Source organism: Lysinibacillus parviboronicapiens, from assembly GCF_003049575.1.
Lineage (GTDB): Bacteria > Bacillota > Bacilli > Bacillales_A > Planococcaceae > Lysinibacillus > Lysinibacillus parviboronicapiens.
Window position 1 is genome coordinate 1 of record NZ_PYWI01000020.1, and the last position, 25,586, is coordinate 25,586.

The 25,586-nt window shown below is 38.7% G+C and carries 22 protein-coding genes; 19 read left to right on the top strand and 3 right to left on the bottom strand.

Annotation, left to right across the window (positions count from 1 at the left end; genetic code table 11):
- From C9J35_RS16100 to prfB, 6 genes are all read left to right on the top strand, one after another.
- Nucleotides 1-305, top strand: a 305-nt coding sequence (locus C9J35_RS16100; RefSeq protein WP_153062967.1) for an IS3 family transposase, incomplete at its 5' end; no start/stop codon positions are given.
- A gap of 313 nt (nt 306-618) precedes the next feature.
- Nucleotides 619-948, top strand: coding sequence for a PilZ domain-containing protein (locus C9J35_RS16105; RefSeq protein WP_235616334.1), 330 nt, complete (start codon nt 619-621; stop codon nt 946-948).
- A gap of 90 nt (nt 949-1,038) precedes the next feature.
- Nucleotides 1,039-1,590, top strand: coding sequence for a ribosome hibernation-promoting factor, HPF/YfiA family (gene hpf, locus C9J35_RS16110; protein WP_054768184.1), 552 nt, complete (start codon nt 1,039-1,041; stop codon nt 1,588-1,590).
- Nucleotides 1,591-1,891: 301 nt separating this feature from the next.
- Nucleotides 1,892-4,402: a preprotein translocase subunit SecA gene (secA, locus tag C9J35_RS16115; protein ID WP_107925287.1), complete on the top strand. Its 2,511-nt coding sequence runs from the start codon at nt 1,892-1,894 to the stop codon at nt 4,400-4,402.
- A gap of 406 nt (nt 4,403-4,808) precedes the next feature.
- Nucleotides 4,809-5,366 (top strand): competence protein ComK, encoded by a 558-nt coding sequence (locus C9J35_RS16120; protein ID WP_107925288.1) that lies wholly within the window; start codon nt 4,809-4,811, stop codon nt 5,364-5,366.
- 177 nt (nt 5,367-5,543) lie between these two features.
- Nucleotides 5,544-6,645 (top strand): peptide chain release factor 2 gene (gene prfB, locus C9J35_RS16125; protein WP_107925330.1). Its coding sequence is split into 2 segments (ribosomal slippage): nt 5,544-5,615 and nt 5,617-6,645, totalling 1,101 coding nucleotides; the frame shifts between segments, so codons are not numbered across the junction.
- A 330-nt stretch (nt 6,646-6,975) separates the two neighbouring features.
- Here the strand turns inward: prfB and C9J35_RS16130 are convergent.
- Nucleotides 6,976-7,485 carry a competence protein ComK gene (locus tag C9J35_RS16130; RefSeq protein ID WP_107925289.1) on the bottom strand — a complete coding sequence of 170 codons (510 nt, stop codon included), beginning with the start codon at nt 7,483-7,485 and terminating at the stop codon, nt 6,976-6,978.
- 229 nt (nt 7,486-7,714) lie between these two features.
- On the opposite strand from C9J35_RS16130, the gene C9J35_RS16135 reads away from it, so the two are divergent.
- The 12 genes from C9J35_RS16135 to C9J35_RS16190 all read left to right on the top strand — a co-directional run bounded on the left by C9J35_RS16135 (nt 7,715) and on the right by C9J35_RS16190 (nt 23,456).
- On the top strand, nt 7,715-7,957 hold the full coding sequence (locus C9J35_RS16135; RefSeq protein ID WP_107925290.1) for an IDEAL domain-containing protein: 243 nt from the start codon (nt 7,715-7,717) through the stop codon (nt 7,955-7,957).
- Between the two features lie 344 nt (nt 7,958-8,301).
- Entirely contained in the window at nt 8,302-10,281 is a 1,980-nt protein-coding gene (gene uvrB / locus C9J35_RS16140) for an excinuclease ABC subunit UvrB (RefSeq protein ID WP_107925291.1), read from the top strand.
- Nucleotides 10,282-10,289: 8 nt separating this feature from the next.
- Complete coding sequence (gene uvrA, locus C9J35_RS16145) at nt 10,290-13,154, top strand: excinuclease ABC subunit UvrA (protein WP_107925331.1); 2,865 nt, start codon at nt 10,290-10,292, stop codon at nt 13,152-13,154.
- A 261-nt stretch (nt 13,155-13,415) separates the two neighbouring features.
- Nucleotides 13,416-14,603 (top strand): DUF4097 family beta strand repeat-containing protein, encoded by a 1,188-nt coding sequence (locus C9J35_RS16150; protein ID WP_107925292.1) that lies wholly within the window; start codon nt 13,416-13,418, stop codon nt 14,601-14,603.
- Between the two features lie 915 nt (nt 14,604-15,518).
- Entirely contained in the window at nt 15,519-16,205 is a 687-nt protein-coding gene (gene ftsE, locus C9J35_RS16155) for a cell division ATP-binding protein FtsE (RefSeq protein ID WP_107925293.1), read from the top strand.
- Nucleotides 16,195-17,079 (top strand): permease-like cell division protein FtsX, encoded by an 885-nt coding sequence (gene ftsX, locus C9J35_RS16160; protein ID WP_054768182.1) that lies wholly within the window; start codon nt 16,195-16,197, stop codon nt 17,077-17,079. Before ftsE ends, ftsX begins: the two co-directional genes overlap by 11 nt.
- 109 nt (nt 17,080-17,188) lie before the next feature.
- Nucleotides 17,189-18,487 (top strand): murein hydrolase activator EnvC family protein, encoded by a 1,299-nt coding sequence (locus C9J35_RS16165; protein ID WP_107925294.1) that lies wholly within the window; start codon nt 17,189-17,191, stop codon nt 18,485-18,487.
- Nucleotides 18,488-19,052: 565 nt separating this feature from the next.
- A complete protein-coding gene (locus C9J35_RS16170) occupies nt 19,053-19,673 on the top strand; it encodes a hypothetical protein (protein WP_107925332.1) in 621 nt (206 codons plus the stop codon).
- Complete coding sequence (locus tag C9J35_RS16175; RefSeq protein ID WP_107925295.1) at nt 19,670-20,257, top strand: redoxin domain-containing protein; 588 nt, start codon at nt 19,670-19,672, stop codon at nt 20,255-20,257. The genes C9J35_RS16170 and C9J35_RS16175 overlap by 4 nt, the downstream gene beginning before the upstream one ends.
- Nucleotides 20,258-20,484: 227 nt before the next feature.
- Nucleotides 20,485-21,927, top strand: a complete 1,443-nt coding sequence (locus C9J35_RS16180) for a S41 family peptidase (RefSeq protein WP_107925296.1) — start codon at nt 20,485-20,487, stop codon at nt 21,925-21,927.
- 123 nt (nt 21,928-22,050) lie between these two features.
- Nucleotides 22,051-23,232: a PDZ domain-containing protein gene (locus C9J35_RS16185; RefSeq protein WP_107925297.1), complete on the top strand. Its 1,182-nt coding sequence runs from the start codon at nt 22,051-22,053 to the stop codon at nt 23,230-23,232.
- Nucleotides 23,232-23,456, top strand: coding sequence for a DUF2198 family protein (locus tag C9J35_RS16190; RefSeq protein ID WP_054768186.1), 225 nt, complete (start codon nt 23,232-23,234; stop codon nt 23,454-23,456). The genes C9J35_RS16185 and C9J35_RS16190 overlap by 1 nt, the downstream gene beginning before the upstream one ends.
- A 384-nt stretch (nt 23,457-23,840) precedes the next feature.
- Here C9J35_RS16190 and C9J35_RS16195 read toward each other — a convergent pair whose 3' ends face one another.
- Nucleotides 23,841-24,167, bottom strand: a complete 327-nt coding sequence (locus tag C9J35_RS16195) for an AzlD domain-containing protein (RefSeq protein ID WP_054768181.1) — start codon at nt 24,165-24,167, stop codon at nt 23,841-23,843.
- Nucleotides 24,164-24,895, bottom strand: coding sequence for an AzlC family ABC transporter permease (locus C9J35_RS16200; RefSeq protein ID WP_107925298.1), 732 nt, complete (start codon nt 24,893-24,895; stop codon nt 24,164-24,166). Before C9J35_RS16200 ends, C9J35_RS16195 begins: the two co-directional genes overlap by 4 nt.
- A gap of 130 nt (nt 24,896-25,025) precedes the next feature.
- Between C9J35_RS16200 and C9J35_RS16205 the strand changes: the two genes are divergently transcribed.
- Nucleotides 25,026-25,577, top strand: a complete 552-nt coding sequence (locus tag C9J35_RS16205; protein ID WP_054768180.1) for a helix-turn-helix domain-containing protein — start codon at nt 25,026-25,028, stop codon at nt 25,575-25,577.
- The last annotated feature ends 9 nt before the right edge of the window (nt 25,578-25,586 follow it).

Sequence of the window (25,586 nt, forward strand, 5' to 3'; positions counted from 1 at the left end):
CAACGATTCACTCGGATCAGGGCTGGCACTATCAACATCATTTATGGGTGATAACATTAAAGCGAAACAAGATTTTCCAAAGCATGTCTCGTAAAGCAACCTGTGCAGACAATGCGACCATGGAGAACTTCTTTGGCTTACTCAAACAAGAAATGTATTACGGAGAGGAATTAATCTCCTATGAAGCATTAAAGAAGAAAATAGAGAAGTATATCGATTACTTTAATAACGATCGAATAAAACAAAAATTGGCCGGCATGAGCCCGGTAAAATACCGAACTCATGCCAGCCGATTAGCTGCATAAATAAAACTCTAACTTTAAGGGGTCACTACCTTGATGGTCTCTTTTGTTATATGAAGAAGGACTTGAAATCAGAACATATTCATAAAAAAACGCTATAATTCCTAAAGCCTTTCAACGATAGACAGAGGCATAAGCCCATATAGTCATAAATTAGTTCATAAAACGGTAGAATATGTTACTTATTCCCTCTAGATGTAAATCGTGCATTCGTGTCATAATCAAGCTAAATAAATGTTTGGAAAAGTATTGGGGTGGGAAAATGATATTTAAGCGTCAAGAAGGCTTTCGATTTAAATTCGAGGAGCCGGTTAAAATGACTTTTGCGATATATGAAAACGGCAGAGTCAATAATTCACAAACTGCGATGGCAGACTTGCTCGATGTGAGTCCAAGAGGTTTAAAGATGTTTACAGAGGTTGATTTAGGGGTGAACCCGCCACCTCTTGATTTACGTTTTATTCTGGATACAAGAGAAATACGTGCTTATGGTGAGGTGATTTGGAGTCGTCCGTTTGCTAACGGTAAGTACTATGGTGTGTATTTCAATAATCAAGGACCGCTAGAAGATTTTATTGTCGAAGAGTTGAAGTCTCGTCGTAAAAAAGAAGCAGCTGAGGCAAAAATGAAAAAAATCGATTCCTAAAAATTATTGTGAGAAAAGGAATTTTTTTAGAGGAATTTCACACACTTGTGTAGAAATAGATAGTATAGCAGTTATAAAGGAGGAGTTTACATGTTAAACTTTAACATTCGCGGTGAAAATATTGAGGTAACTCCAGCTATTCGAGAGTATGTTGAGAATAAAGTCGAAAAAGTTGAGCGTTATTTTAACGAAGATATTAATGCAAACGCCAACGTAAATTTAAAGGTTTATAATGACAAGCAAACAAAAGTCGAAGTTACAATTCCCATGAAAAACTTAACGCTTCGTGCCGAAGAGCGTCATAATGATATGTACGCAGCGGTTGACTTAATTGTTGATAAATTAGAACGTCAAATTCGTAAACATAAAACAAAGGTAAACCGTAAATTCCGTGAGCGTGAAGGTACAGGTATTTATTTCGCTACTTCACAGGCCACAATGGATGCAGCAACTGAGGAAGAAGAATACTCAATTGTTCGGACAAAACAATTTGATTTAAAACCGATGGATCAAGAAGAAGCGGTTTTACAGATGAATATGCTAGGGCATGATTTCTATATCTTTACGGATGCAGAATCAAATGGCACAAATATTGTCTACAAACGTAAAGATGGCAAATACGGCTTGATTGAAACAACTTAAGATACTTAAGGCTCTCGCGATTGCGAGGGCTTTTTTTTGGTTCTATAATATTTGTTGGGGTAACCATACAATTTAAGTTGGAGGTGGATGTCCCCGACACTCCTGCCGAAAAACTGGCTAGTCAAGACCCCGCAGTGTTTGTGTCAACAAATCGAGGAGGCTTGGAGTCAGTCGCCTCATCCAACACTTGATGTAGAACCTTTTTTATGCGCTTTACATACGTAATAGAGAGACTGTTTGCATGAAGATGTTAGACAATGGTAAAATGAAAGTTGAGACTATATAGGAAGTGAAAAAATTCATGGCAAACCTATTAAATAAATTATTTGATTTCAATAAACGTGAGTTAAAAAAATTAGAAAAAATCGCTGACCAAGTAGAGGGATTCGCTTCTCAAATGGAACAGCTTTCAGATGATCAATTACAAGCGAAAACAGAAGAATTTAAACAACGTTACACGGATGGCGAAAATTTAGAGTCGATTCGTGCCGAAGCGTTTGCTGTAAGTCGTGAAGCATCGAAACGTGTATTAGGGATGTACCCATTCCGCGTGCAAATTATGGGGGCTGCTTCATTAGATGAAGGTAATATTTCGGAGATGAAAACCGGGGAAGGTAAAACTTTAACAGCTACGATGGCGGTGTATCTCAATGCGCTTACAGGTAAGGGTGTGCATGTTGTAACAGTCAATGAATATTTGGCGAGTCGTGATGCTGCGGAAATGGGCGAGCTGTACAACTTCTTAGGGCTGTCAGTTGGTTTAAACTTGAATAGCTTGTCAAAAGAGGAGAAGCGAGCGGCATATGAGGCAGATATCACGTATAGCACGAATAATGAGCTTGGCTTCGACTATTTACGTGATAATATGGTGCTTTATAAAGAAGAACGTGTACAACGTCCACTTCATTATGCTGTTATCGATGAAGTTGACTCGATTTTAATCGATGAAGCACGTACACCATTAATTATTTCGGGACAGGCCGGCAAATCAGCGCAATTGTACAAGCAATCTAATGCATTTGTACGTATGTTAAGTGCAGATACAGATTACACATATGAAGAGTCTACAAAAGGTGTTACCTTAACGGATGCCGGTGTGGAGAAAGCCGAAAAGGCGTTCGGTATCGACAATCTATTTGATTTAACACATGTACGTTTAAACCATGCCATTAACCAATCATTAAAGGCCCATGTTAGTATGCATAATGATGTTGACTATGTCGTACAAGAGGGCGAGATCGTCATCGTTGACGGCTTTACGGGTCGTTTAATGAAAGGCCGTCGTTATTCTGACGGACTACACCAAGCAATTGAGGCCAAAGAGGGCGTTGAGATTCAAAATGAATCGATGACAATGGCGACAATTACGTTCCAAAACTACTTCCGTATGTATCAAAAGCTTGCAGGTATGACCGGTACAGCAAAAACAGAGGAAGAGGAATTCCGTAATATTTATAATATGAGTGTTATCGCGATTCCAACGAATAAACCAATTGCGCGTGATGACCGAGCGGATTTGATTTTTGCGTCGATGGAAGGAAAATATAAAGCAGTTGCGGCAGATATTGCAGAACGTCATAAAGCTGGACAACCCGTTCTTGTTGGTACTGTAGCAATTGAAACATCTGAAATTATTTCCAATTTATTAAATAAACATAAAATCCCGCATAACGTATTAAATGCGAAAAACCATGAGCGTGAGGCAGAAATTATTGCGAATGCTGGTGAAAAAGGTGCGGTAACCATTGCGACGAATATGGCTGGTCGTGGTACAGATATTAAACCTGGTGAAGGCGTAATGGAAATCGGTGGATTAGCGGTAATCGGTACAGAGCGTCATGAATCTCGCCGTATTGATAATCAGTTACGTGGACGTTCTGGTCGTCAGGGGAATCCAGGGGTTACGCAATTCTACTTGTCTCTTGAAGATGATTTAATGCGTCGTTTTGGCTCTGATAACATGAAGTCAATGATGATGAAGTTAGGAATGGATGATTCTCAGCCACTGCAATCAAAAGTTGTTTCGAGAGCTGTAGAATCTGCACAAAAACGTGTTGAAGGGAACAACTTCGATGCACGTAAACGTTTATTACAGTATGATGATGTTTTACGTCAGCAACGTGAGATTATTTATAAAGAGCGTTATGATGTCTTAGAAACTGAAAATATGCGTGTGCTTGTCGAGTCAATGATTCAAGAAACAATCGACAATATTGTCGGACTGTATACGCAGGGTGAGCAAAATGATTGGAACTTAAAAGCCATTGAGGACTTTGTTGCTGCAAACCTATTAGAAGAAGGCGATTTGAAGGCAGCAGATTTACAAGGCAAGTCTTCCGAAGAAATTATTGCATTGATTTCAGACGCTGTGCAGACTCGCTATGATGAAAAAGAAGCTGAGCTTACGCCAGAGCGTATGCGTGAGTTTGAAAAGGTTATTTTATTGCGTTCAATTGATACGAAGTGGATTGATCATATTGATGCAATGGACCAGCTACGTCAAGGTATTCATTTACGTGCATATGGCCAAAATGATCCACTGCGCGAATATCAACAAGAAGGCTTTGCAATGTTTGAGGACATGGTCGCTTCGATTCGCGAAGATGTAGCAAAATATGCCATGAAGGCAGAAATTCGTAGTAATCTTGAACGTGAGGAAGTTGCTAAAGGCCAGGCGGTTAATCCGAAAGAGGATGGTTCGCCAGCTCCGAAAAAGCAACCTGTACGCAAGGCTGAAAATGTCGGTCGAAACGATTTATGTCCATGTGGAAGTGGCAAGAAGTTCAAAAATTGTCATGGTGCAGGACAATAAGATAGAATCTATGAAAGATCATTTCAACATTACGTTGAAATGGTCTTTTTTCGTTTTATAACACTTTAAAATTTTAGTTAAAAAAGTAGAAAATAGTCAGAATTGATAGACAATTGTGTGTTATATGTATACAATAAATGTAACAATAGGTATTTAGTTGAATTAATCAATGGGAATTAGTACTTCTAATTATATGTAAAGTAGACTAGTGAAATAGATAGATTGAAAGTGTTGAGTTGTTCTGTAAACCTTTTTTGTGAAAATGGGGTGATTCGCTGTAACTATAAAATATCCTCGATAATAATGTCCTGTCAGACCTACCGAGGAAATTTATTGGAGTATACCAAATGTCAACTAGTATATTCCTTGTTATTGAAACTATAAAATTTTTAAAGGAGGTTTTTCAATGCGTTATAATAATGAAGACATAATGAGTCGTGAAACAATGCTGTATATGCCTGAGTATGATTCCTTTGGAAATTTGTGTACGCGTGTCATTGAACGGGATTATCAATATGTATCAAAATTAACGCCAACGCAATTAATGGACTTTAATCTACGATATTATGGATCAAGTTTACGAGGGGCTTTTGATGGATCAAAAATGATTCTAGGTAAGCTCAATAAAAATCCAATTATTGTGCATGAACGTTTTAATATATTATGGTTTCCAAGTAAGTCGCCCTTACATCCAGATTGTATTTGGTTTGCTGTACATCAAATAGATGATTTTACAGCAGTTGATAAAAAGCAGACAAAAGTGATTTTTATGAATGGTAATGAAATGATTGTTGATGTAAGTGCAAAGTCATTTGAATATCGAATTCAACGAGCTTTTTTATTGAAATATAAATTAGAGAAACGAACGAAGCATCTACTTGTCAAACATGACCGTGTGAAAGTATTTCAACGAATGAGGAATCGCCCCTTGCTAGAAGAAGAAGCAAAGAAAGATGATGATTAGAAGAATTTTATGACACATACTATCACAGAACTTGTGTAATAGTATGTGTTTCTTCTGTTGTTTAAAATGGTGTTGTGCTGAAAAAAGTATGTTTTCCGAAATAAAAACGCTATAATAGAAAGATACGGATTTCTGCATGTAGAAATCCATTAAAAATGTTCGGAGGATTTTACGATGATAGAATTAGCAGATGTACGTAACACGTTAGACAATACAGCCAAGAAACTGGCGGACTTTAGGGGGTCTCTTTGACTTAGAAAACAAAGAGGCACGTATTCAGGAATTAGATGAAATGATGCTAGAGCCTGGCTTTTGGGATGATCAGCAAGGAGCACAAGTGGTCATTAATGAAGGTAACGGCTTAAAGGCGATTGTCAATGAATATAAAGAGTTAGTGGATACACATGAAAACTTAGATATGACGTTAGAATTATTGCGCGAAGAACCGGATGAGGAATTACAAGAGGAGCTAGGCAAAGAGCTTGTGGAATTCCAACAAAAAATAGCGGACTTTGAGTTGCAATTATTATTGAGTGGTCCATATGATCAAAACAATGCGATTTTAGAGCTACATCCAGGTGCAGGTGGAACGGAATCACAAGATTGGGGATCAATGTTGCTTCGTATGTATACGCGTTGGGCTGAAAAACGTGGTTTTAAAGTAGAAACGGTCGATTATTTACCAGGTGATGAAGCAGGGATTAAATCCGTGACATTATCCATTAAGGGGCATAACGCTTACGGTTATTTACAGGCAGAAAAGGGCGTGCACCGTTTAGTGCGTATCTCACCATTCGATTCTTCAGGTCGTCGTCATACATCATTTGTATCCTGTGATGTGATGCCCGAATTTGATGATAATATTGAAGTGGATATTCGCACAGAGGATTTAAAAATTGATACGTACCGTGCAACAGGTGCTGGTGGTCAGCATATTAATACGACAGATTCAGCCGTTCGTATTACGCACATTCCTACTGGCACAGTCGTGCAATGTCAAGCAGAGCGTTCACAGATTAAAAACCGTGAAAAAGCTATGACTATGTTAAAAGGGAAATTATATCAATTAGAAATTGATAAGCAGCAAGCTCAACTAGATGAAATTCGTGGTGAGCAAAAGGAAATTGGCTGGGGCTCGCAAATTCGTTCTTATGTATTCCATCCATATTCAATGGTGAAGGATCATCGTACAAGCGAAGAAACAGGTAATGTAGGCGCAGTTATGGATGGAGATTTAGATCCATTTATTAATGCATACTTACGCTCAAGAATCGGATAATAGAAATAAGGCTGGGACAAAAGAGAAAAAGTGTTAGATTGACTGATGTCGATTTAACACTTTTTTGCTGTGAACGTTGATGTCCACTACGGCGGACGCTTTCCGGGGGCGTCACGCTAATCCCCCAGGAGTCGCCGCCTTCGCTATCATCAACTAGTGCTCTCTTCTAAATTTTTCTTCATTTTAGATAGCAACAATTTAATAATACCTTTGCTCCTCTTTCTTAAAATTTAAAGTTTTGTTTCAACCTCATTTTTTATGGAATGATTTTGATATAGGCTTGATAAATACATTACGGCTGTAGACTTATTTTTAAATCACATCAACTGTCTAGAAGGGTGGGTGGTATGGAGCGTCCTGGCTAAGCTGTTTTCGCTCACCCATATAATGCTTATAGAGCATGGAGGCATTGACAAATTGTTTGCTAATTGATGCATATTTAATGGGGAATTCAATACGCATATCGTTTTTTAGTATGACAATACAACCGTTTTCACTCTGTATAATATTAGATATAGCATGGAGTCCAATCCATGTATTGTGTATAGAATTTGGTGAATAGGTTGGGAGGAAAATGCAAGGAAAGCCGAAATCATAGGCGACGACAATTGGCAGTTTATGTTGATTGCCAAAAAAACGTTTTGCAGAATATTTTGCTGCTTCATAAGTTGTACCTAAAGATAAGCAAGATTTCCGCAATACATGCATCGGTTTACGTGTAACAATAAGTTCATTATGCTTGTCGATTACGCGTGTGAAGATTTTAGACTCATGTTGAATAGGCTGTAACAAATACGTATTGAATGACATTATATAACCATTAACATAGTTCGTTGACATATTATGTAGTGCCTCCTTTTGCTATTTATTAGCTGTAGTTTATAACACAAACTAACATTCATAAAATACTGGATAATGATGAAAATCCCTAGATAAAACAGTTAATTTCTTAAAAGAAATGCATGTAAAAACATGAGAAATATACCAAATCAAATCAAATTTCATTTCTTAAGCATTGCATTTTAGTTCCAATTTTCTTATAATTTAGAAAAGGATCGAGGTGAGATCGTTGGATAAATATTATTCGTATACAGATTTTCTAAAAGCCGTTGGTCAGTCAAAAAAAGTTGATGAGGCAGAGAAATTATTGAACGAGATTTATTTAGATCTATTTTTAAATCGTATCCAGCGTATGCATCGTGAGGAGCAGCTTATGGTTCTGATAGATAGAGCACTCGATGAAAAAGATGAAAGAGCATTTCATCAATACGCAACTGAATTAGAAATATTACACCAAGTAGCAAGTGAATAATATGACGAGCCCGCTCTCCAATAATTGGAGGGCGGTTTTTTTATTAAATCAAGGTTTTTAAATAATATCTGCAAGTAGCAATGTTGCTAGATGAGGAAAAAGAGTGTGTAAAGGCGTTTGCAAGGATTTTAAGTATCCAGTGGTTAACATGTTAAGGACTTTAGAATGTACCTCGGATATCAGGGAGTAATTTCCATTAGAAACGTCAATGCTAGAAAGATAATAGGAAAGAGAAGAACTTATTAATAAAAAAATAACAAACATTCGTTCGTTAAATGTTCGATATTTTCATACTGCTATGCTAAAATAAATGTACAAATTGGAAGGAAAGGACGGGGACATGTGTGCAAGAATTTGATTTACAAGCGCCATATCAGCCTAGTGGGGATCAGCCGCAGGCAATCGTAGAATTAGTGGAGGGCGTTCACGCAGGTAAACGTCATCAAACATTGCTTGGCGCAACAGGAACAGGTAAAACGTTTACGATTTCTAATGTGATTCAGCAGGTGAAGAAACCGACGCTTATTATGGCCCATAATAAAACGCTTGCTGGTCAATTATATAGTGAGTTTAAAGAGTTTTTTCCTAATAATGCAGTTGAATATTTTGTCAGTTATTATGATTACTTTCAGCCAGAGGCCTATGTACCACAAACAGATACGTACATCGAGAAAGATTCTAGCATAAATGATGAAATCGATAAATTACGTCACTCTGCTACATCTGCACTTTTTGAGCGTGAGGACGTCATTATTATTGCATCCGTGTCTTGTATTTACGGATTAGGTTCTCCACAAGAATATCGAGAAATGGTCGTGTCAATTCGCACAGGTATGGAAATTGAGCGGAATCAATTGCTTCGAAAACTTGTGGATGTACAGTATGAGCGTAATGATGTGAGCTTTACTCGTGGGACTTTCCGTGTTCGCGGTGATGTTGTTGAAATTTTCCCAGCATCGCGCGATGAACATTGCATCCGTGTTGAATTTTTCGGTGATGAGATTGACCGCATTCGTGAGGTCAATGCGTTGACGGGTGAAATTTTAGCGGACCGTGATCATGTAGCTATTTTCCCTGCGTCCCACTTCGTTACACGTGAAGAGAAAATGATTAAAGCCATTGAAAATATTGAAAAAGAACTAGAAGAACGACTTACTCTATTACGTGCGGAGGATAAGCTACTAGAGGCACAACGCTTAGAGCAGCGCACACGCTATGACTTAGAAATGATGAAGGAAATGGGCTTTTGCTCAGGTATCGAAAACTATTCCCGTCATTTAACATTACGTGAAGCAGGGGCAACGCCGTACACATTAATGGACTACTTTCCAGAGGATTTTTTGCTGGTCGTCGATGAAAGCCATGTAACACTACCACAAGTGCGTGGTATGTATAACGGGGACCAAGCGCGCAAAGGTGTACTTGTAGAGCATGGTTTCCGCTTGCCGTCTGCGCTCGATAACAGACCACTGCGTTTTGAAGAATTTGATGCTAAAGTAAGTCAAGCAATTTATGTTTCGGCAACGCCTGGTCCATATGAAATCGAGCATACGCCAGTGATGGCTGCGCAAATTATTCGTCCAACTGGCTTGTTAGATCCATTAATTGATGTACGTCCGATAGAAGGGCAAATTGATAATTTAATCGATGAAATTCAAGAGCGTATTACTCGTAATGAGCGTGTTCTCGTAACAACATTAACGAAAAAAATGTCGGAAGATTTATCCGCTTATTTGAAGGAAATGGGCCTAAAAGTGGAATACTTACATTCAGAGATTAAGACGCTAGAACGTATTGAAATTATCCGTGAGTTACGGAAGGGCACGTATGACGTACTAATTGGCATTAATCTTTTGCGTGAAGGGCTGGATATTCCTGAAGTTTCCCTTGTCGCGATTCTAGATGCAGATAAGGAAGGCTTTTTACGATCAGAGCGCTCATTAATTCAAACAATAGGGCGAGCAGCCCGTAACGCCAATGGACATGTTATTATGTACGCCGACAATATGACAGATTCCATGAAAAAGGCTATTGAAGAAACGAAACGTCGTCGTACACTACAGATGGCGTACAATGACGAACATGGTATTACACCGAAGACCATTGTGAAGAAAATTCCTGATATAATTCGTGCGACACAGGTTGCTGAAGAAGAGGAATCGTATGTTACGAAGGCAACAAAAGGTAAGAAGTTGACGAAGGTAGAGAAGGAGAAATTACTTGCTACACTTGAAATAGAAATGAAAGAAGCAGCAATAGCACTTGATTTCGAACGTGCAGCAGAATTGCGAGATACTATCTTTGAATTGAAGACAGAAGGGTGATCGGGCTTGTGAAAAATACAGAAATCGTCGTGCAGGGCGCACGTGCACATAATTTAAAAAACATTAATGTCACAATTCCACGTGATCAATTAGTTGTGCTGACGGGTTTATCCGGCTCAGGAAAGTCCTCGTTAGCCTTTGACACGATTTATGCGGAGGGGCAACGTCGTTATGTCGAATCATTGTCTGCTTATGCTCGCCAATTCCTTGGACAGATGGACAAACCAGATGTGGATGCGATTGAAGGACTATCACCTGCCATATCGATTGATCAAAAAACGACGAGTCGAAATCCTCGTTCAACTGTAGGAACAGTAACGGAAATATACGATTATTTGCGGTTACTTTATGCACGTGTCGGCAAGCCAATTTGTCCAAATCACGGGATTGAAATTACTTCCCAAACAATTGAACAAATGGTGGACCGCCTTCTAGTTTACCCAGAACGTACGAAAATGCAGTTACTTGCGCCAATGGTTTCAGGGCGCAAGGGAACGCATGTAAAGCTGCTAGAAGATTTGAAAAAGCAAGGCTTTGTACGAGTACGTATTGATGGCGAATTACGTGATTTAGATGATGCAATCGATCTTGATAAAAACAAAAAGCATTCTATTGAGGTAGTTGTGGACCGTGTCGTTGTAAAAGAAGGTATCGCTGCACGTCTTAGTGATTCGCTTGAGACGGCCCTTCGGCTAGCGGAAGGGCGTGTGTTAGTTGATGTAATGGAGCATGAAGAATTACTCTTTAGTGAACATCATGCCTGTCCATTATGTGGCTTTTCAATTGGTGAGCTTGAACCAAGGATGTTTTCATTCAACAGTCCGTTTGGAGCCTGTGCAAGTTGCGATGGTTTAGGTACAACTCAAGAGGTAGACCTTGAATTAGTTGTGCCAGATTGGGACCGTTCATTATTAGAGCATGCCATTGCACCATGGGAACCGACAAGCTCACAATATTATCCACAGCTATTAAAGGCGGTATGTGACCACTATGATATTCCGATGGACGTGCCTGTAAAAGATCTACCGAAAGAAAAAATGGATAAGATTTTATATGGCTCAGGGAAGGATAAAGTTCATTTCCATTATGAAAATGAGTTTGGCAATGTGCGTGACCAAATGATTGAATTTGAAGGTGTTGTGCATAATGTAGAGCGCCGTTTTAAAGAGACAACTTCTGATTATGTGCGTGAACAAATGGAAAAGTATATGGCACAGCAAGACTGTCCGTCTTGTAAAGGCTATCGTTTAAAACCAGAAACATTAGCGGTGAAAATTGCTGACAAGCATATTGGAGAAGTGACAAAGTATTCCATTCAGGATGCAGATACATTTTTCAAAGAGCTAGATTTATCAGAAAAAGATATGCAAATTGCTCGACTTGTCTTGCGTGAAATAGAAGAACGGCTTGGTTTTTTAGTCAATGTCGGTTTGGATTATTTAACGTTAAGTCGTGCCGCTGGAACACTTTCTGGTGGGGAAGCACAACGAATTCGTCTAGCGACGCAAATAGGCTCTCGTTTAACGGGCGTGCTTTATATATTGGATGAACCATCAATAGGATTACATCAACGTGACAATGACCGTCTCATTAGCACGCTACAAAATATGCGTGATATTGGCAATACATTAATTGTTGTGGAGCATGATGAAGATACAATGATGGCAGCGGATTATCTGATTGATGTAGGGCCTGGGGCAGGTGTACATGGTGGTGAAATAGTGGCGGCAGGAACACCACAGGAAGTGATGGACAATCCTAAGTCGTTAACAGGGCAATATTTGAGTGGTAAGAAGTTTATTCCATTACCAATTGAGCGCCGTAAACCAGATGGTCGTAAGCTTTCTATTAAAGGAGCAAAAGAAAACAACTTACAAAACGTCAAGGTAGATGTACCATTAGGATTATTTGTCGCAGTGACCGGTGTTTCTGGCTCTGGTAAATCGACACTTATAAATGAAATTTTATATAAATCTTTGGCGCAGAAGCTTAACCGTTCAAAGGTGAAGCCAGGTACACATAAAGAAGTGGCAGGTATGGAGGAACTTGAGAAGGTTATCGATATTGACCAGTCACCAATCGGTCGTACACCACGTTCAAACCCTGCGACTTATACAGGGGTCTTCGATGATATTCGGGATGTCTTTGCGACAACGAATGAGGCCAAAGTTCGTGGCTATAAAAAAGGTCGTTTTAGCTTTAATGTAAAAGGTGGACGCTGTGAGGCTTGTCGAGGAGACGGCATTATTAAGATTGAAATGCATTTCCTACCAGATGTATATGTACCTTGTGAGGTTTGTCATGGTAAGCGTTATAACCGTGAAACGCTTGAAGTGAAATATAAAGATAAAAGTATTGCTGATATTTTAGATATGACAATTGAAAATGCAGTCGTGTTCTTCGAAAATATTCCTAAAATCCAGCGTAAACTACAGACGATTGTGGATGTTGGCTTAGGTTATATGAAACTAGGTCAGCCTGCGACGACCTTATCAGGTGGCGAGGCACAGCGCGTAAAGCTGGCTTCAGAACTACACCGTCGTTCCACAGGGAAATCATTCTATATTTTAGATGAACCAACAACCGGCCTGCATGCTGATGATATTGCACGTTTACTAATTGTCTTGCAAAGACTTGTAGAAAATGGAGACTCGGTCCTAGTGATTGAGCACAATTTGGATGTAATTAAAACAGCCGATTATATTATCGATTTAGGTCCAGAAGGTGGCGATAAAGGTGGTACAATCGTCGCTACAGGTACACCTGAAGAAGTAGTGGAAGTAAAGGGTTCTTACACAGGGAAATATTTAAAACCAATTTTAGTGCGTGATCGAATGCGTATGGAAGCAGTTTTAGCACAAGCATCTAAATAAAATGTTCAATGTTCTACTAGAATATGCTTAGATGCCGCGGGAGCAATCCTATATGGATAAAAAATTCGCGACATTCCTGCGGGTTAGTGAACACGTTAAGCCTCAAAGATACTTTTGTTCTATGAGGCTTGTGAATCACTTGTGGAAAAGAAAGCGAATTTTTTTTCTCATCTCGCCATACTTTTTTCATTTTTAATATGAAACCTTTCATAAAATGTTACGTATAAATAGTATAACGAACTGAGGGAGGCTATTAGATTTATGCAAAATGAACGTCAACGAATTTTAGAACTTGTGGAAAAAGGAATTATTTCAGCGCAAGAGGCGATTACATTATTAGAAGCATTAGAGCAACCTAGCAAGTCCACTCAAAATGTTATGAATGATGTGTTGAATCAAGAACAACAATCTTCTACAGAAAAAGAGTCTATATTTAATGAAGCACCAAAAGAGGAACACAAGAAAGATACAGATTTTATGAAGTACTTCCAAGATGAAATACAAGATTTTCGTAAAGATTTATCGCAAATCGGCTCAGTCTTTATGGATATGATGAATACGGCAGTAAAAAAAGTGAAGGAATTTGATGTTGCCTCTCCCTTCGGTGATAAATTTGAATTTACACATACCGAAGAGTTTGCAGCTGCAAATGTACAAAATGTCATCGTCGAATTACCAAACGGCAATTTTACATTAGAGCCTGGTGAAGGAGACAACTTCCAGGTCATCTGTAAAGTGAAGGCACCTCTTATTAATGACAATGAAGAAGAAACACGCAGCCATTTCCTAGAGCAATTTGTTGTAAAAGAGGATGTAGATTCACTACGAATTTTAAGCCAATTGAAACTTGTACAGGTCAATGTAAAAGTACTTGTGCCTAAGGAACAGTTAGAAAAATTGTCTGTGCGTTTGATGAACGGTAGTGTGACTTTACAAGATACTAAGCTAGAGCAATTAAAAGTAAAGACCCTAAATGGTGCTATTAAAGGTTCTAAGCTAAGTTTTACGAAAGCAGAGATTGATTCTTCTAACGGTTCGATTGAATTAACAGATGTCCGCGGTAAAGATTTAGAAGCTGAAACATTAAATGGTCGCGTCTATTTAGATGGAGCATTGGATGAAGTGGAAGCAAAATCGGTGAATGGACATGTTGTAGTGACGACTTGCTCTAGCAATTCATCAAAAATCAAAGCACAAACCGTTGCAGGGGCTGTTGAATTATATGTGCCTCGCACGATGTCATTAAGCGGTAAAATAGTGACGAACTTTGGTAAAGTAGATGTTGGAATTCAAGATGTTTCAAAAATGGAATCGCAGGATCAGTTTTTATCAAAAGTAGTACGCTTTGATAAAGAAGTAGAAAATGCAAACCGTTTATTTATCGAAGGTGAATCGAAAACGGGTGCAGTTTTGGTACGTTATACGACTACTGACGAACAACAAGTATAATATGGAAAGCATTCAGGCTATGAAATAACATAGCTTCAGAATTGATAAAAGGTATTCAGAATGATTACATTCCGAATACCTTTTGAAATTTTATCAGACAAAATAATTACAAATAGCCTCTATTAACGAGAGTAGCTCGCTACAGCCAAATATTTTCCGCCACTTTGGAATTGCGATGTCCAATTATAGCTTCTTCAAATTCATGCCAGCCAAAAGCAACGCCTGCCTGAACAATTTTTAAATCCCTCGTAAAGTTGTCCACCGCATACCATGCTGTTTTTTACTTCCGCAAGTACACATTCAATCGTTTCTTTTCGACGTGCATAGCATTGTTTCACGTCACTTTGTAAGGTACCAATTAATGGATGTCGTTCATTATTGCCGTCAAGCTATTCATCACCACAAGCATTTATAGACGTACCCGAGTTGATGGGAGCGCAGGCGACGAGTATAGCTGGCGGTATTCGCCTTTCGCTACAGAGTAAAGCTTCCTGCGGGAATAGCACGAGCTAAAGGGCCCTCAGAAGCAATCGCGACGAGGAGACTGAAGCGATGTCCGCGAAAAGCGTCCACTATAGGAATTCAACGTGTTCATCTAGATACTTCTTTCTTAAAAGCAAAGTTTGTCAACAGTCTAAGGCTATGAAATAACATAGCTTGAATGCCTTTTAATTGTGATATTGTCCAATGTTGCATATACATAAAACAGGAATCGACTTACATACTTTTGAAGTGATTGCTGTTTAATTTTGTCTGCATTTTATACTACACTAGTACATTCTTTGACAATATAATATTTAAATAGAAGCAACTTCCAAGGAATGAAATGAAACTGTAATAAAAAAACATAGATTGAGTGCTATAATAGATAGAGAAATACATCTTACATGTGTAAGAGGTTTAGGTGGTTTAAATATGATAGAAATGAAAAATGTGACAAAGAAGTACCCGAATGGTGTCGTTGCGACAAACGGCATTTCGGTTAACATAAAGCAAGGTGAATTTGTCTATGTTGTGGGTCCAAGTGGTGCAGGTAAATCGACATTTATCAAATTAATGTATCGTGAAGAAAAAGCGACTTCAGGCGAAATTACTGTAAATGGTATTGACTTAGGGTCATTAAAAAATAAAAAAGTACCTTTCTTGCGCCGACAACTCGGTGTTGTTTTCCAAGATTTTAAATTACTTCCTCGTTTAAATGTTTATGAAAATGTAGCATTTGCTTTAGAGGTTATTGAAGAGGAACCGGCAGAGATTCGACGCCGTGTAATGGAAGTTCTTGAGTTGGTAGGACTTAAACATAAGGCGAGAATGTTCCCAAATGAACTTTCAGGTGGGGAACAGCAACGTGTTTCCATTGCACGCTCCATTGTTAATGTACCAAAAGTGGTCATTGCAGATGAGCCTACAGGGAACCTAGATCCTGAAACATCTTGGGAGATTATGAATTTATTTGAAGAAATTAATGCGCGGGGTACAACGATTGTGATGGCCACCCATAACCGCGAAATCGTGAATACGATTCGCCGTCGGGTAATTGCGATTGAAGGCGGAATGATTGTCCGTGATGAACACGGAGGTGATTACGGCTATGAAATTTAATACGATAAAACGCCATTTCCGAGAAAGTATAAAATCACTTGGCCGGAATAGTTGGATGACGATTGCATCAGTAAGTGCAGTAACAGTTACATTGATACTTGTAGGTGTATTTGCACTGATTATGATGAACTTAAACAAAGTAGCGTCAGACTTAGAGAATGATGTAGAAATTAAAGTTTTAATTGATGAGACGGCAGATGAGGCGGCTGAAAAAGAGTTACTCACAAAAATTGAAAAGTTACCTGATATTGCGGAGATGTCTTATTCAACAAAGGAAAATGAGTTAACAAAATTAGTAAAAGATTTTGGCGATGACTTCAAGTTATTTGAACAAAGTAACCCACTACGCAATGTAATTTATGTCAAGGCAACAGATCCACAGCAAACAGCAGCCGTTGCAAAGGCAATTGACAAATATGAGTATACATATGACGTGATGTATGGTGAAGGTAAGGTAGAAAAACTTTTCAACTTCTTAAATATTAGTCGTAATGTAGGACTTGTACTCATTTTAGGGTTATTATTCACAGCAATTTTCCTAATTTCCAATACCATTCGCATTACAATTATTGCACGTCGCGATGAAATTGAAATTATGAAACTTGTTGGGGCAACGAATTCATTTGTGCGAATTCCATTTTTATTAGAAGGTATGTGGCTCGGAATTTTAGGTTCTGTTATTCCGATTGCGGTTGTCGCAACTCTTTACCACAATGTATATAAAATTATTGCACCACGTTTAAAAGGGGAGCTTGTTCAATTACTGGATTTCTCACCACTGGTGTACCAAGTAAGCGGTCTACTACTACTTATTGGTGTGCTGATCGGTATTTGGGGAAGTTTCATGTCAGTGCGTAAGTTTTTAAAAATTTAACGTGTCGCAAAATGTAAGTCGTATTTTTTAGTTAATTGAATTATCAACCACAACTACATTACGCATTAAGTGAAATATTGAAATTAATAGTCGAAGGGGAGTTCAATCGGTGAAAAGTATGGCAAAAAACTCTATAAAAACATTTGCAGCAATGACTGCATTATTCCTTTTTATCCAAACTCCATCAGCGTATGCAACTAGTTTATCGGATTTAAAAGATGAGAAAAAACAAGTCGAAACAAAGAAAAATGAATTAAATTCTTCAATCAGTAATAAGACAAGTGCTATTAGTGCGAATGAAGAAAAACAACAAAAATTATTAGATCAAATTCAATCGTTAAACGCTGAAATCGACAAAACAAATAGTAATATAAAAAATGTATTAGCGGATATTCAAACGACAAACGCAGAGATTAAAGCATTAGAAGAATCTATCAACGAGCTAATGCGTAAAATTGAAGAGCGCGATGTATTATTACAGGATCGTGCGCGCGCGATTCAAGCGGGTGGTTCGGTCAGCTATATAGATGTTTTACTTGGTTCCAATAGCTTTGTCGATTTCATCGACCGCTTCTCAGCTGTCAATGCATTGCTTGAAGCAGATCGTCAAATCATACGTGACCAAAAAGCAGATAAAGAAACATTAGAAGAACAAAAGCAAGCTTTGGAAAACAAGCGACAAAAGCTTGAAGACAACAAAGCAGAGCTTGAGCGTCTAAAATCATCACTAGATGGACAAAAAGCACAGAAAAATACTTTAGTCGATCAATTAGAAAAAGAGCAAGAAAAGCTGAAATCTGAAAAAGTATTACTAGAAAAAGAATATTCAGAAGCACTTGATATTAGTGCAGAATTACAACAGCAAATTATTGCAGAACAAAATCGTTTAGCCGAAGTTGCACGTCAACAAGAAGCAAAACGTAAAGCGGCAGCTGCTGCCGCTGCAGCAAATTCTGGCGGTTCATCAGGCTCTTCTACAGTCAATGCACCACAATCTAATGGCACATGGATTAAACCAACAAATGGCCGTTTAACATCGCCATATGGTTGGCGTAATATTGGTGCGGGTCCAGAATTCCACTATGGTGTGGACCTTGCCAACAAAACAGGCACGCCTATTTGGGCGTCTGCTGACGGTGTTGTATCATATGCCGCACCACTTAGCTCATATGGCAATGTAGTCATTCTTACGCATTCTATCAACGGTCAAATTTATACAACCGTTTATGCTCACTTAAGTGCGTTCAATGTTAGTGTTGGAACAGAAGTGACACAAGGGCAGCAGATTGCTGCGATGGGTAGTACTGGTCGTTCAACGGGCCCTCACTTACACTTTGAAGTGCATATTGGCTCTTGGCAAGGACAAGCAGTTGGTAGTGTAAATCCACTAAAATATATTCCTTTGTAACAATAACGAAAGAAGCTGGGACAAAAGAGAAAAAGTGTTAGATCGACTGATGTCGATCTAACACTTTTTTGCTGTGAACGTTGACGTCCACTACGGCGGATGCTTTCCGGGGGCGTGGCCTGAGCCTGTAGTCTCAGGCGTCACGCTAATCCCCCAGGAGTCGCCACCTTCGCTACCAACAACTAGTGCTCTCTTCTAAATTTTTCTTCATTTTAGATAGCGAAAATTTAATAATACCTTTGCTCCTCTTTCTTAAAAGTTTTGTCCCAGCCTCTTTTTTCGTTATTTGAATGAATGCTCGATAAATAAAGAAAGTTAGTCGATATTAAAATAGTGCTCGATAAATATTGCGATCTATTCGATAAAAAGTAATATGTGAGCGATAACATTCATAAGGCAATGAATTCTAACTTATACGTTATGGGGTATTTTTCAAGTAGTTTGCTCAAAAAATAAACATGATCAGATTGTTTAAGAAGGTTTTTTGAACACACTGTGAAATTTCAGTATGGAAAAAACTTTGTATGCTATGCTAAAGCTATCTTTTTTCATGGAGGATTTGCGGGTGCTCAATACAGAGTGGTTTTCAATTCGTACATTAACATTACCAGCTACAGCAATTGCTTTATTGGCCGCATTTTTTGTTGTGTGGTTTGTTTTACGTATGCAATTTTCAAAGCAATGGTCGGGGGTATATGCTGACGCAATCTTTACCTTTATCATCGTCTTGAAATTCAGCTTAATTGTAACGGATTTTAAAGCAGTGCTTGCGCAGCCATTAGCACTACTTTATTTTAATGGAGGTACATTTGGCGTCTACTTAGCTACTATTACTGTGTTGCTTCAGCTTTTATGGAAGCGCCACAAGTTACAATGGGCTGATGAAGGAGTAATGGCGAGCGTATGGGCAATCATCTTAACGCAATCTATTTACCAATGGTTCGTGGTATTATTAAATGACAATTCAATGAATAGTGAAGTTATTACGTTAACAGTGCTAAGTATACTAACGCTTTTCATACTATGGAAAATAACAGCGCTTCAAAAAGCCTTAATAATTTATACAGCTGGATATCTAATTGTTGCTACTCTTCAGCCACAGGGCTTATGGCAACCGGCTGTAGGTGTGAGCGTCCTATTACTTATGTTAGGCTTAGGAATTCAACGAGTAGGGGGAAAAAAATGAAGAAAAATATTGGATTGCTGGTTGTCGTATTGCTAGTGGTCGCGATGATTGGTACATACGTCAGACAGCAAATTGATAAGGACCGAGAGATTGATGCAGCCTCACTCGGAAAAGAAACAGAGCAACGTGAAATTGGATTAAAAAAAGGGGATACACCACCTGATTTCACATTAACGACTTTGGATGGGGAAGAGGTAACTTTAAGCGACCTACGTGGAAAAAAAGTGGTGCTTAACTTTTGGGCAACATGGTGTCCGCCTTGTAAGGCAGAAATGCCACATATGCAAAATTATTATGACCAATATGCTAAAAAGGAAAATGTAGAAATTTTGGCTGTCAATTTAACATCTGCTGAACGAGATGTTACCGAAGATGCTAAAATTGATACAATCACTACGTTCAAAGATAGCTATGAATTAACATTTCCTATCTTACTCGATAAGAAAAATGATGCTGGCTTTGATTATCAAGTTATAACAATTCCAACAACATATTTCATAGACTCGAATGGATACATTCAACGTACCATTCAAGGGCCAATGGATGTAGATATGCTGACGAACTATGTAGAAGCACTAGACTAATAAGCACTAGGGAATGTCTCAAAAGAAATACTATCTTTTGGGACATTTTTTGTTTTTTTAAAAGCCCAACAGTAGAATAATGATTTCAGGCATTGCTAGCAAGTCTTTGCAAACCATTTTCCTTTTGCGTAAGAAAATAAAAGTTGTCACAGATGATTTTGGGGTAGCTTTATGTTGTATGTTTGAAAAAGAACATTCATACAGTAAAGAGACGGAGGAGGGAAGGTTTGCGCAAAATTACCGCAGGTGTCGGCGTACTTATCAGTAGTATATTGGTAGGTAGTGGATTTTACTTTGACTGGTTTAATGGTGCGGAGAAAAAGGAGCAAGTTACTGAGGTCGAATCGATTAATGAAGCCATGCATTTAATTGAGGAACAATCTGTGTATAGTACAAAAAAGGATGCATTAGTAGAAGGGGCTCTTCGAGGCATGGCGGATGCGATAAAAGACCCTTATAGTACCTATTATTCGAAGGATGAGGCCGAACAGCATCGACAAATGCTTGCTGAGGAAAGGGTCGGCATTGGAATTGAACTATCGGAAAACAAAGGGAAATTTATCGTTGTGTCTCCTGTTCGTTCGTCCCCAGCAGAAAAAGCAGGAATGCGTTCGCTCGATGAAATTGTACAAGTTGATGGCGTACGAGTGGATGGTAAGACGATGAGTGAATTAATGCATTTAATTCAAGGTGAAAAAGGTACAAAAATCACAATAGTGGTCTATCGTCCAAGTGAAGATAAGCATATTAAAATGACCATGGAACGTGCCGCAATTTCCAATAAAACTGTAGCAAGTGAGGTAGTGATGGTAGAAGATACTGCCATTGGTTATGTGGAAATCTCGCTCTTCGGTGAGAAAACGGCTAACGAGTGGGTTGCAGAAACAAGTAAATTACTACGCAAAGATGTAGAGGGGTTAGTTGTTGATGTACGTGATAATCCAGGGGGTTATTTACATAGCGTCGCAGCGCTACTGAGCACGGTGTTGGAAAATGGCAAGGTATTTGCGTATATGCAAAATGCTGAAGGTGCTATGGAACCATTAAAGACTGAATCGAAAAGCTTTGATGAAAAATATCTGCAAACGATGAATAAATTACCGATTGTCATTTTGCAAAATCAAGGCAGTGCATCGGCAAGTGAGGTACTGAGTGGAGCGTTAAAAAGTTGGGATCGGGCTTCCATTGTCGGTGTGAAAAGTTTCGGTAAAGGTACAGTGCAGGAATCTTGGGCTCTGTCAAATGGAGGAGAACTTAAATTATCCACGAATAAATGGCTGACACCAAAACGTGAATGGATTCATGGGCAAGGAATTGAAGCAGCTTTAGTCATTGAACAAAATGAATTATTTGCATTGCAATTGCATCCATTAACAGGGCAATTTAAAGTAGGTGATATGAGTGAAGAAATTGCTTATACACAAAAAGCCCTGCAAAAACTAGGCTATCAAATTGTTCGATTAGATGGTTATTTAGATGAAGCCACAGACGAAGCTGTAAAGCTTTACCGTGAGCAGAAGAAGTTAACAAAAACAGACAATGATGTTTCAATGGATACGGCCTTTTTTAATAGCCTGAATGAAACGTTAAAAAATTATAAAGAAGATCGCACAAATGATTTACAGTTCCAGATGGCAACAAGCTTTTTATTGCATAATATTGAACAATAGACTTTTTAAATCTAGGAAATATGATATGAATACGAAGCTTTCTACTAGTTTGTACTACGCAAGAGTGTAGTCCTTTGATACAATGAATTCATAGTAATCGAGATAGAAATGGCGGGTGTCTGTATGGCTAGTAATATTTTAATAGAATTTGTAACAGCGATTGGCCGCTTTCTACTGAACCCAGTAATATATATAGCAATTTTGTTAGCTATCTTATTAGGATATAGTCGCGTGAAGCAGGAGCGTAAATTTTTTAATAGACGTATTATTTGGGGCTGGACTGAGTTAGTAGGGCAGTGGAAACGAGGATGGCCTTATGCGCTAATCATTTCCATCATAAGTGTTGGGGTAGGCTTGACAGTACCAAAAACATTTTTACTTGTTTTGCTTGCTTTCTCCGCACTGGCGCTCTTGCTGTTTTTCATCAATTCATTATCATCAATTTATACAATGGGCTTTGCAACATTGGCAACATGGGCTATGTATCAATACGATTGGTCGTTTTCATGGTGGAAAGTGTCATTAGAGGGCACGGATTTATTTGAAGGTGCTATTGTAACAATCACGATTATAACTGGATTATGTGTGATTGCTGAAGGTATGCTGATTCGTCGAACTTCAACAATGGTGACAACGCCACGTGTTGAAAATACGAAGCGCGGTATGCAGGCCATTGTGTATCGGACGAGAAACATATGGGTATTACCGATACTCTTTATCATACCTGGTGATGTCATTTCGTCAGTTATTCCATACTGGCCACAATTCACATTGGGAGAGAGTAAATTTGCACTTGTAGTATTTCCAGTAGTTATCGGATTTTCAAAGCTTTCAAGAAAAGAATTGCCGGTTCTACAATTACCGAAAATTGGACGTTCTGTATTGTTGTTAGGGCAACTGATGGTAATAGGTGGACTTGCTTCAGTCTTCGAGCCTGTGGTTGGCTTGATAACCCTTGCAGTGGGCGTAATCATTCGTCTTAGTATTACAATATATTATGCGATACAGGACAAGACGGAAATTTATGCGGTTGCACCAAGCTCTAAGGGGGCGGTCATTGCGGCAGTTTTACCGGATTCACCAGCAGAGAAAATGGGTTTACTTGCAGGGGAATGTATTCGTAAAGTAAATGGCCATCCGATTTATACAGAAAATGAATTATATGAGGCGTTACAATTAAATGCTGCTCATTGTCGTTTAGAGGTGCTTGATCGTAACAACGAAATTCGTCTCACACAGCATGTAATTTACAGCAATGATCATTACCGTATTGGTTTATTGTTAGCGGAGCAGAGGGATGTATGATAGATGTTATTGGAAAAATGATGTTGGCGCTATTTTTACCCGCATTATTAGTGTTACTGTTTACACGCATTACGTATAACCGCTATGTGGCACTTTTATTAGCAATTGCACTTATTGCAGCATCGGTTTATGCAGGGTATACGTCGCCACCAATTATTTTCGTTGTAGATGCTTTTTCGTTAACAGTAGGCTTTTGGCTTGCAAGTCGCATGCAAAAAAAATAGCCTCATCAACAAAAATTTGGACATCTGTTAAAACGTTTGCCATTTATACCACATTAACTAGGTGGTGGATCACCTGACCGTAAGCCTGATTGGTTCAACTACCAATCAGTAGAGATAAAGAAATCCCCGACTGATTGAAGTTTTACGTTGTATAGTTGATTGGAGTGGAGGCTGCGTGACTCCTTGGGAATCAGCGTCACAGGTGAGACCTTTGAGCGAGCACGTAGAGGAACGAAGGCTAAAAGCGTCACGTCCTGTGATCATGCCTTCGTCACCAACATCCTGTTGCCCAGGCTCATTGGACGCGCAAGGAAAGCGCACAGCCGGAATGGTGATAAGCCAAATAAAAGGTACTTGGCAGACAAAAATCTGCTAAGTACCTTTTTACATGAAGAATCGTACCATCGCCATAATCATTACTCCGGCAACTACTGTAATGGACAAGCTTTTTGTAACAAGAGCAATAATAAGTGTGGGCACAAATGTAATAAAGACGGGCCAATCAAGTGTTACAAAGCTTGTGCTTTCTGTGTCCAATAAATTTTCGAAGACAAGGGCACTTAAAATACAAACAGGAATAAAGCTAAGCCACTTTAATACTACATCTGGCAACTTTACACTGCGTACAAACATAAATGGCACAATACGGGGTAGCCAAGTCACAAGCGCACATCCGATAATAAGCCACACCATGGAAGCTGTTGTTGTCATTTATCTGTCACCACCCCAATTGTTGCTACAATGACTGTTGCTAGAAGTACTGCTACATGAGAAGGTACTATATAAGATAAACCATACATACTAACAGCCATATATCCAATTAATATTAAGTAATGCATAATCTTGTTTTTGTTGACACTACTAAGCTGTAGCACAAGTAAAGCAACAAACATGGCAATCAATGCAAAGTCTAAGCCCCATTTCTCTGGATTTGCTACCCATTGCTCTAAAAAAGCGCCAGCTACACAGGACAAAATCCAGAATAAATAGGCGGTAATATTTAGTCCATCCATCCATTTTCCATATAATTTGCCGTTTTGCATTCGTTTCGTGACAGCCACACCAAATGTTTCATCCGTTAATAATGTACCGAATCCAACATTTCGTAGCATAGAATAACGAGTAAAATGAGGGGCTAAAGTTAAACTCATTAATAAATGACGTAAATTTACCACAAATATGGTTACAATGATGGCAGAAGCAGGACTACTAGTTAACAGCAGTGCACAAAATATGAATTGTGCAGAACCTGCATAAACGAGTATGGTTAATAGTGCGATTTCAAGAACAGACAAGCCTGAAGCGGAACCTACAACCCCGAAAGCAAGTCCTATACTAATATAACCGAGTAAGGTGGGAATACAATCCTTAACTCCTTGTAAAAAGCTGTTGTCTGTTGGGGTGGTAGACTTATCATGAAATTCTGTTGTACTTGTCATAAATAGATCATCCTTTCAAAAAATCCATGTATACTAATAGTGTAAAGTTGCAATAGTTAGATAGTTCAGATATGTCTATTAAAGTATACATATGTCTTATAAAATAAACAATAGGAAATGGTGAGTTAAGTTGGAACAAATGAGTCGAAATTTAGCATTTCAACTAAAAAAAATACGGCAACAAAGAAGTTTGAGCCTAGACGATGTTGCCAAAGCAACGGGGGTTAGTAAGGCACAGCTTGCCCAAATTGAAAAAGGTGAATCCAATCCAACTGTATCAACTATTTGGAAAATTGCTGCAGGCTTACGGATTTCATTTTCTTCTCTATTACAACCTCCAACTGCCCATTTTATGAAATTTAGTAGTAAGGATGCGCCACATGTCGATGAGGACGAGGGGCGCTATCGCGTGTACTCCATTATACCTTACGACCCAGAGCGCGGCTGGGAGTTCTACAAGATTGAAATGGAACCGGGAGCGTTCAGTAGGAGTGAGGCGCACACAGAAGGGGTAGAGGAAACAGTAACCGTTATCCAAGGACAAGCTGTTATTTCTGCTGGAGAAATGCATGAACAATTAGTAGAAGGGGATACACTGGTATTCTCGGGGCATCAACTACACGAATATAAAAATACGTCGGAAGAACTGACAATTTTACATTTAATTCTGCAATACAAATAGAGGTGTCTA